This window comes from Cohnella xylanilytica (assembly GCF_014212175.1).
Lineage (GTDB): Bacteria > Bacillota > Bacilli > Paenibacillales > Paenibacillaceae > Cohnella > Cohnella xylanilytica.
Genome location: NZ_JACJVR010000116.1, coordinates 1 through 7,459 on the forward strand (window position 1 = coordinate 1; position 7,459 = coordinate 7,459).

4 protein-coding genes, 1 pseudogene and 1 other annotated feature are annotated in these 7,459 nt (G+C 65.2%); of the genes and pseudogenes, 2 read left to right on the top strand and 3 right to left on the bottom strand.

The window, feature by feature from the left end:
• Positions 1 to 396: pseudogene (locus H7B90_RS27765) on the bottom strand (hypothetical protein); the annotation flags it as partial.
• A 209-nt stretch (positions 397 to 605) separates the two neighbouring features.
• Here H7B90_RS27765 and comER point away from each other — a divergent pair.
• Positions 606 to 1,427 carry a late competence protein ComER gene (gene comER, locus H7B90_RS27770; RefSeq protein ID WP_185139159.1) on the top strand — a complete coding sequence of 274 codons (822 nt, stop codon included), beginning with the start codon at positions 606 to 608 and terminating at the stop codon, positions 1,425 to 1,427.
• A 49-nt stretch (positions 1,428 to 1,476) separates the two neighbouring features.
• Here comER and leuS read toward each other — a convergent pair whose 3' ends face one another.
• Positions 1,477 to 3,912 carry a leucine--tRNA ligase gene (gene leuS / locus H7B90_RS27775; protein ID WP_185139160.1) on the bottom strand — a complete coding sequence of 812 codons (2,436 nt, stop codon included), beginning with the start codon at positions 3,910 to 3,912 and terminating at the stop codon, positions 1,477 to 1,479.
• A 94-nt stretch (positions 3,913 to 4,006) separates the two neighbouring features.
• Positions 4,007 to 4,254: a binding site (T-box leader), on the bottom strand.
• Positions 4,255 to 4,328: 74 nt separating this feature from the next.
• Positions 4,329 to 4,952 carry a TetR/AcrR family transcriptional regulator gene (locus tag H7B90_RS27780; protein ID WP_185139161.1) on the bottom strand — a complete coding sequence of 208 codons (624 nt, stop codon included), beginning with the start codon at positions 4,950 to 4,952 and terminating at the stop codon, positions 4,329 to 4,331.
• A gap of 165 nt (positions 4,953 to 5,117) precedes the next feature.
• Here H7B90_RS27780 and H7B90_RS27785 point away from each other — a divergent pair, with 165 nt between their 5' ends.
• On the top strand, positions 5,118 to 7,343 hold the full coding sequence (locus tag H7B90_RS27785) for an MMPL family transporter (protein WP_185139162.1): 2,226 nt from the start codon (positions 5,118 to 5,120) through the stop codon (positions 7,341 to 7,343).
• Positions 7,344 to 7,459: the final 116 nt, after the last annotated feature.

The window sequence follows — 7,459 nt, forward strand, 5'->3', positions numbered from 1 at the left end:
GGTCGGCGAGCCGCCCGGCAGGGCGGACGCGGGCGGCGCTTCAAGCACGGGAGCCGAAGTCCCCGACGCGGCGCCCGGCGAGACGGATGGCGCGGCGCCCGGCGTTCCGGCGCCCGCCGCTCCGTTCGCGGCTCCTCCGGAGGCCGTCCGGGGCGCCGCGGACACGATTCCCGCCGCCGCATGATCCCCGGCGCCCGCCGCCCCCTTCCCCCCGGCTCCTTCCGGAGAAGCGCCGTCCAACGCCGCCTTCACCTGCGCGTTGACCGGTTCCCAGCCGGGGATGTCCGCCGTTCCCGACGGCTCAAATACGGCGAAGCCGAGCGCCGCCGCCCCGGCCAGCGCCAGCAGGGCGGCCGCCTTCGCTCTCGTCGTCGCCGTCCGAATTCTCGACATCATCGCGAATCCCTCCATTCTCCTATCCAAGAACTTCATGTCGCCTTGCAACCCCTGCCTGCATACGCGCCGGCCTTCGGACCGACCGGCGGCCGCTTCCTTGCCCCGGTCTCCGCCTTGGATTCGATCGCCCGCCAAGAAAAAAGACATGTCGGCCAACCCCTCGCTCATACAATGGGGTGAATCGAACAGCGTCAAGGGGAGGGACGAAGATGAAGGTCGGCTTTATCGGCGCCGGCAGCATGGGCAGCTTGCTCACGGGATCGTTCCTGCGGTCCGGAGCGCTCTCGCCTTCGGACGTAACGGTCGCGACCCGCACCCTGTCCAAGGCGGAAGCGCTGGCCGACCGTTATCCCGGTCTTGCCGTCGCCCCGACGAACGCCATCGCCGCCAGGGACGCGGATCTCGTCTTCCTGTGCGTGAAGCCGCTCGACTTCCGGGCGGCGATCGACGACATCCGCGCGGTTCTGACGCCGGAGCAGATCGTCGTCTCCATTACGAGCCCGGTCCGAATCGCGGATCTGGAGGAGCTTCTTCCGGCCAAGGTAGCCAAGATCATTCCGAGCGTCGTCAACGAGGCGGGCTGCGGAGCCTCCTTGTTCATGTTCGGCTCCCGGCTCGACGGCGCCGACCGGGAGATGCTCGTCCGCCTCTTCTCGTTCGTCAGCCGGCCGGTGGAGATCCCCGAGGAGGATATTCGCGTCGCCTCCGACCTGTCCAGCTGCGGCCCCGCCTTCATGGCGTACCTGCTGGAGCAATTCGTCGAGGCGGCCGTCGAATCGACGGGAATCGACCGGGAGCTCGCGGCCAGGCTCGCCTGCGAGATGCTCGAGGGCACCTCCCGGATGCTGCGGGACGGCCTCACCCCGGCCCAGCTGCAGAAGCGGGTCTCCGTGCCCGGAGGCATCACCGCCGCCGCGCTCGAGGAGCTTCGGAAGGCGACGGACGGCGCGTTCCTCCGCGTCCTGCGCACGACCCACGAGAAGTTCGCCGAGGATCTGGCCAAGGTGGAAGCCTCGCTGAAGCGCGATTAACGACAGAAAGGGGCGCGCCTCTCCCGGGAGAGAGGCCGCCCCTTCTTCGTTAGTTGGCTACAATGTTGACGAGCTTGCCCTTGACCGCTATCACCTTGCGAACCGTCTTGCCGGCGACGAGCGCCTGGACCTTCTCCAGGCCGAGCGCCTTCTCCTGCATGCCGGCTTCGTCCAGATCGCTGGCGACCGACACGCGTTCGGCGATCTTGCCGTTCACCTGGACGACGATCTCGATCTCCGCGTCGACCGTCAGAGCCGGATCGTATTCCGGCCACGGCACGTACGAGATCGAGCCTTCGTGGCCGAGCCGTTCCCACAGCTCTTCGGCGATGTGCGGAGCGGACGGCGACAGCATCTGCACGAAGTGCTCCATCGCCTGCTTCGGCAGGACGTCCGCCTTGTAGGCTTCGTTGACGAAGATCATCAGCTGGCTGATCGCCGTGTTGAACCGCAGCGCTTCGTAATCCTCGGTAATCTTCTTGATCGTCCGGTGCCACGTGCGGCGGAACGCTTCGTCGCCCGGGACGTCCTGAATCTTCTCGTTCAGGCGGCCGTTGTCGTCGACGAACAGCCGCCAGACGCGCCCAAGGAAGCGGTACATGCCTTCGACGCCGTTCGTGTTCCACGGCTTCGTCGCCTCGAGCGGACCCATGAACATCTCGTACAGGCGCAGCGTGTCGGCGCCGAATTCGTTCACGATGTCGTCCGGGTTGATGACGTTGCCGCGGGACTTCGACATCTTCTCGTTGTTCGTGCCGAGGATCATCCCTTGGTTGACCAGCTTGTGGAACGGCTCCTTCGTAGAGACGACGCCGATGTCGTACAGCACCTTGTGCCAGAAGCGGGCGTACAGCAAGTGCAGCACCGCGTGCTCCGCCCCGCCGATGTACAGGTCGACCGGCAGCCATTCCTTCTGCTTCTCGAAGGACACGAGCTCCTTGTCGTTGTGCGGATCGATGAACCGCAGGTAGTACCAAGAGCTGCCCGCCCATTGCGGCATCGTGTTCGTCTCGCGCCGGGCCTTGCGCCCTTGCTTGTCGACGACGTTCACCCACTCGGTCGCGTTCGCCAGCGGCGATTCGCCCGTTCCGGACGGCTTGATCGCTTCCATCTCGGGCAGCAGGAGCGGCAGTTCGTCCTCCGGAACCGTATCCATCGTGCCGTCCTCGTAATGCAGCACCGGAATCGGCTCGCCCCAATAGCGCTGACGGCTGAACAGCCAGTCCCGCAGCCGGTACGTCACCTTGCCCGCGCCCTTGCCGTTCTCCTCGAGCCAGGCGATCATGCGGGCGATGGCGTCCGCCTTGGAGAGGCCGTCCAGGAAGCCCGAATTGACGTGTTCGCCGTCGCCGGTGTAGGCCGCTTCCGACACGTCGCCGCCTCTGACGACTTCGACGATCGGCAGGCCGAACTTCTTCGCGAATTCCCAGTCGCGCTCGTCGTGGCCCGGGACGGCCATGATGGCTCCCGTGCCGTAACCGCCGAGCACGTAGTCGGCAATCCATACCGGCACCTTCTCGCCGTTCGCCGGATTGATCGCGTAAGCGCCCGTGAACACGCCCGTCTTCTCCTTCGCGAGCTCGGTCCGCTCGAGGTCGCTCTTCCGGGAAGCCTGCTCGATGTAGGCGTCGACGTCGGCCTTCCGGTCCGCGGTCGTAATGACGCCGACCAGCTCATGCTCGGGAGCGAGCACGCAGTAGGTCGCCCCGAACAGCGTGTCGGGACGCGTCGTGAACACGGTGAGCGAAGCGTCGGCATGGCCTTCGATCGCGAACGTCACTTCCGCGCCCGTCGACTTGCCGATCCAGTTGCGCTGCATGTCCTTGATGCTCTCGGACCAGTCCAGCTCCTCCAGGTCGTTCAGCAGCCGCTCGGCGTATTCCGTGATCTTGAGCATCCACTGCCGCATCGGCTTGCGGACGACCGGATGGCCGCCGCGCTCGCTGACGCCGTTGATGACCTCTTCGTTCGCCAGCGTCGTGCCGAGCGCTTCGCACCAGTTGACCGGAACCTCGGCGACGTACGCGAGCCCCTTCTTGTACAGTTGGATGAAAATCCACTGCGTCCACTTGTAATATTCCGGGTCGGTCGTGCTGATCTCGTGGTCCCAATCGTACGAGAAGCCGAGGGACTTGATCTGGCGGCGGAAGTTGTCGATGTTCGTCTTCGTGAACTCGGCCGGATGCTTGCCCGTCTGGATGGCGTACTGCTCGGCCGGCAGGCCGAACGCGTCCCACCCCATCGGATGAAGCACGTTGTAGCCGCGCATCCGCTTGTAACGGCTGACGATGTCCGTCGCCGTGTAGCCTTCGGGATGGCCGACATGAAGCCCCGCTCCCGATGGATAAGGGAACATGTCGAGGGCGTAAAACTTCGGCTTGCCCGGATCGTTCGTCGTGCGGAAGGTCTTGTTCTCGTCCCAATAACGCTGCCACTTCGGTTCCAGCGTCTGCGGCTTGTAGCCGTGCGGATTGTCTTGCGCCATGTTCGTCGTAAACTCCTCTCGTCTGTGGGAAGGCCGCTCGCTTGTCCGGCCTCCTTGAACCCAAAAAAACCTCCCGCCCCAGCGCCGAATTCACGCTAGGGACGAGAGGATTGTTCCCGTGGTACCACCCTAGTTGACGGTCGCCCTGCTTGGGCCGCCGTCCACTCTTCCTTCGTAACGCGAAGGGGTCGCCGCGCTTCCCGTTCCTTCCCGCCGGAAGTCGAATCGGATTGCGCGCGGAGGCTCCAAGGCGAGTTCGTCGCGTTCGTCATCCGGCTCGCACCGTCCGCCGGCTCTCTGGGTGACGCTTGGTCGACTACTATTCCTTCTCGACGCCTGCTAAAGTATGCCCTGATTATAGCGGGCCGCCAAGGCCGATGTCAAGCGGGCCGGGGCCCGGGTGGCTTCCCCGCGGGTCAGCCCGGGGGTCCGATTCCCTGCCAGAACAGGTCGACCAGCCGCCTGGACAACGGCTCCCCTTCGGTCTCCTCCGCCAGATCCGATTCCCGGTTGCCTGCCGCGAGCAAGGAGGAGAAGGCGTGGGCGAGCAGCATCGGGCTGAACGAGGACTTGATCTCCCCCTGCCGGATCGCTTCTTCGAAGAACCCGGCCAGCACCTCGTGAATGCCGTGCTCCGCCCGGCGAATCTCCTCCTGCTGCTCCTTCTCCAGAGAAGGCAGCGCCTCGCGCATGAGCGATTCGAATTCCACGTGGGAGGCGGCCATCTTGGCTCTCGCGACCTCCTCCAGCCGGGAGCGGAGATCGCCTTCCTGCCGAAGGATGCGGCTCGTATGGGAGCCGATCCGCTTCATCATCTCCGTCACGGATTCCGTGAACAGCTGGGCCTTGTTGGAGAAGTAGTAGTAGACCGAAGCCTTCGTCACCCTGGCCCGTTCCGCGATCTGGTTGATGGAGACGGGCTCGTACCCGCATTCCATGAAGAGAAGCGAGGCCGCGCTCAGAACCGTCTCCCGCATCGAGGAGCCCTGCTCGGAGCTCTTCGGCCGGCCCGGCGCCCTCTTCGGCTTCGTCGAATTCATCCGCACTTCCCTCTCTCCGTTCGCATCGGGCAATCCGCCCGAATGATCTTTTTCATTTTATCGGATAAGCCCGCGCTCTTCCACCTTTGATAATTAACCGTCCGGTATATATAATTAATAAGGGTCATACGTCTCGCGATAATTCAAGGCAGAGGAGAATCGAATATGAATAACGACAACGGTCTGGGAAAATGGGTGGCGGGGCCGCGTTCCAAGTGGGTCACGCTGCTCGTCTGGGCAGCCGCTGCCGCGCTGCTAAGCCTGTTTCTGCCGTCCGTCAACGGGGAAGAGAAGAACAACGCGCCGAACCTGGGAAGCTCGAAGCCGTCCGTGCAAGCGGAGGTGATCGCGGAGCGGGAGTTCCCGGGCGGCGCCGACGTGCCCGCCCTGCTCGTCTGGCACCGGGAAGGCGGTCTGACGGACGCGGACCTGGAGAACGTCCGGAAGCTGTCGGCGGAGCTGGCGTCTTCCCCCGTCCCGCATCAGACGTCGGCGCCCCCGCTGCATGAGATGCCTCTGCAGGCGCTGAAGGCCCGGCTGTCGGAGGACGGCAGCACCTTCGTCTCCCCCGTCCTGTTCGACCGGCAAGCCGACGCGGAGCGACTGAAGGAAGGAGTCGAGCGGATCAAGGAGGACGCCAAGCGGCTGTTCGGGGAGGATCCGTTCGGGGCGGACGCCGGCTCGGAGGCGCTGAGCGCGAGAGTCACCGGCCCGGTCGGCATCCAGATCGACGCCACGGGCTTGTTCAAGAACGCGGACTTCGCGCTGCTCGTCGCGACCGTCGGGCTCGTTCTCGCGCTGCTGCTCCTCATTTACCGTTCGCCGATTCTGGCTCTCCTCCCGCTTATCGCGGTCGGCTTCGCCTACGGCGTCATCGGCCCGGTGCTCGGCTGGATGGCCAGCGAAGGATGGATTACCGTCGACTCGCAAGCGATCTCGATCATGACCGTGCTGCTGTTCGGGGCCGGAACGGACTACTGCCTCTTCCTCATCTCGCGCTTCCGCCAGCTTCTCATGGCGGAGGAGAGCAAGGCCGCCGCCCTCCGCGGCGCGATCTCCGGCTCCGCCGGCGCGATCGCGATGAGCGGCTTCACCGTCGTGCTGGCGCTGCTCGCCCTGCTTCTCGCGCGGTACGGCGCCTACCATCGGTTCGCCGTTCCGTTCAGCGTGTCGATCCTGATCATGGGCGTCGCCAGCCTGACGCTTGTGCCCGCTCTTCTCGCGATCTTCGGCCGAGCCTCGTTCTGGCCGTTCGTGCCTCGCACGCCCGCGATGAAGGCGGAGCGGGCCGCCCGCAAGGGAAGACCCGTTCCGGCCGTGCCGAAGCCCGCTCGCAACCGGGTCGGCTCCCTCGTCGTGCGCCGGCCCTGGACGATCGTGTTCGCGGCCGTCGTCGTCCTGGGGGCGCTCGCCGCCGCTTCGTCCCAGATCAAGTTCACGTACGACATCCTGTCCTCCTTCCCGGGCGACATGGCTTCCCGGGAAGGCTTCCAGCTCATCGGCGACAAGTTCTCGCCGGGAGAGCTCGCCCCCGCGAACGTCATCGTCGATTCGCGGGGCAAGGACGTCTCCGGCCTCGGCGAGACGCTGAAGTCCCTGGACTACGTCAGCAAGGTCGGCGAACCCCGCCAGGGCGCTCAGAACCCGAATCTCGCGCTATACGAAGTCGAGTTCGCCATGAACCCGTACTCGCTCGAGGCGATGGAGAAGATTCCCGACTTGAGGCAAGCCGCCGAGGACGCATTGGCCAAGGCGGGAGCGTTGAATCCGGAAGAAGGCGTCTGGATCGGCGGCGCGACGGCGGAGCAGCACGACGCGAAGACGACCGGCGACCGCGACGCGCGTCTGATCATCCCGGTCGTCATCGGCCTGATCGCCCTGCTGCTGCTTCTGTACTTGCGCTCCGTCGTCGCCATGGCGTATCTGGTGCTGACCGTCGTTCTCTCCTACTTCTCGGCGCTGGGGCTCGGCTGGCTGATCCTCCATTACGGAATGGGAGCGGACGCCATCCAGGGAGCCATTCCGCTCTACTCGTTCGTCTTCCTCGTCGCTCTCGGAGAGGACTACAACATCTTCATGATCTCGAGCATTTGGAAGAAAAGAAAAGAGATGCCTCTGCTTCAGGCGATCAAGGAAGGCGTCGGCGAGACGAGCTCGGTCATCACGTCCGCCGGCCTCATTCTCGCCGGGACGTTCGCGGTACTGGCGACGCTGCCGATCCAGGTGCTCGTCCAATTCGGCGTCATCACGGCGGTCGGCGTGCTTCTGGACACGTTCGTCGTCCGGCCGTTCCTCGTGCCGGCGATCACGGCGCTGCTCGGCCGGCGCGTGTTCTGGCCGGGACGGCACGAGGCCGTCGGGACCGGCGGCGAATCCGCCAAGTCGGCCTAAGCGGCGCGGGAGAGCCTCCCGACCGCGGCAAGCTCCCCTTGCGGCAGGCAGGTTATCGATGGAACCTGCCGCCGCGAGGGGAGCTTTTTTTTCTGCGGCGTGCCCAGAGGCACGCA

What these genes read in the sequence shown, in the direction of transcription:
- H7B90_RS27785 (WP_185139162.1), top strand. Translation starts at nt 5,118, where the DNA reads ATGAATAACGACAACGGTCTGGGAAAATGGGTGGCGGGGCCGCGTTCC.
- comER (WP_185139159.1), top strand. Translation starts at nt 606, where the DNA reads ATGAAGGTCGGCTTTATCGGCGCCGGCAGCATGGGCAGCTTGCTCACG.
- H7B90_RS27780 (WP_185139161.1), bottom strand. Translation starts at nt 4,952, where the DNA reads ATGAATTCGACGAAGCCGAAGAGGGCGCCGGGCCGGCCGAAGAGCTCC.
- leuS (WP_185139160.1), bottom strand. Translation starts at nt 3,912, where the DNA reads ATGGCGCAAGACAATCCGCACGGCTACAAGCCGCAGACGCTGGAACCG.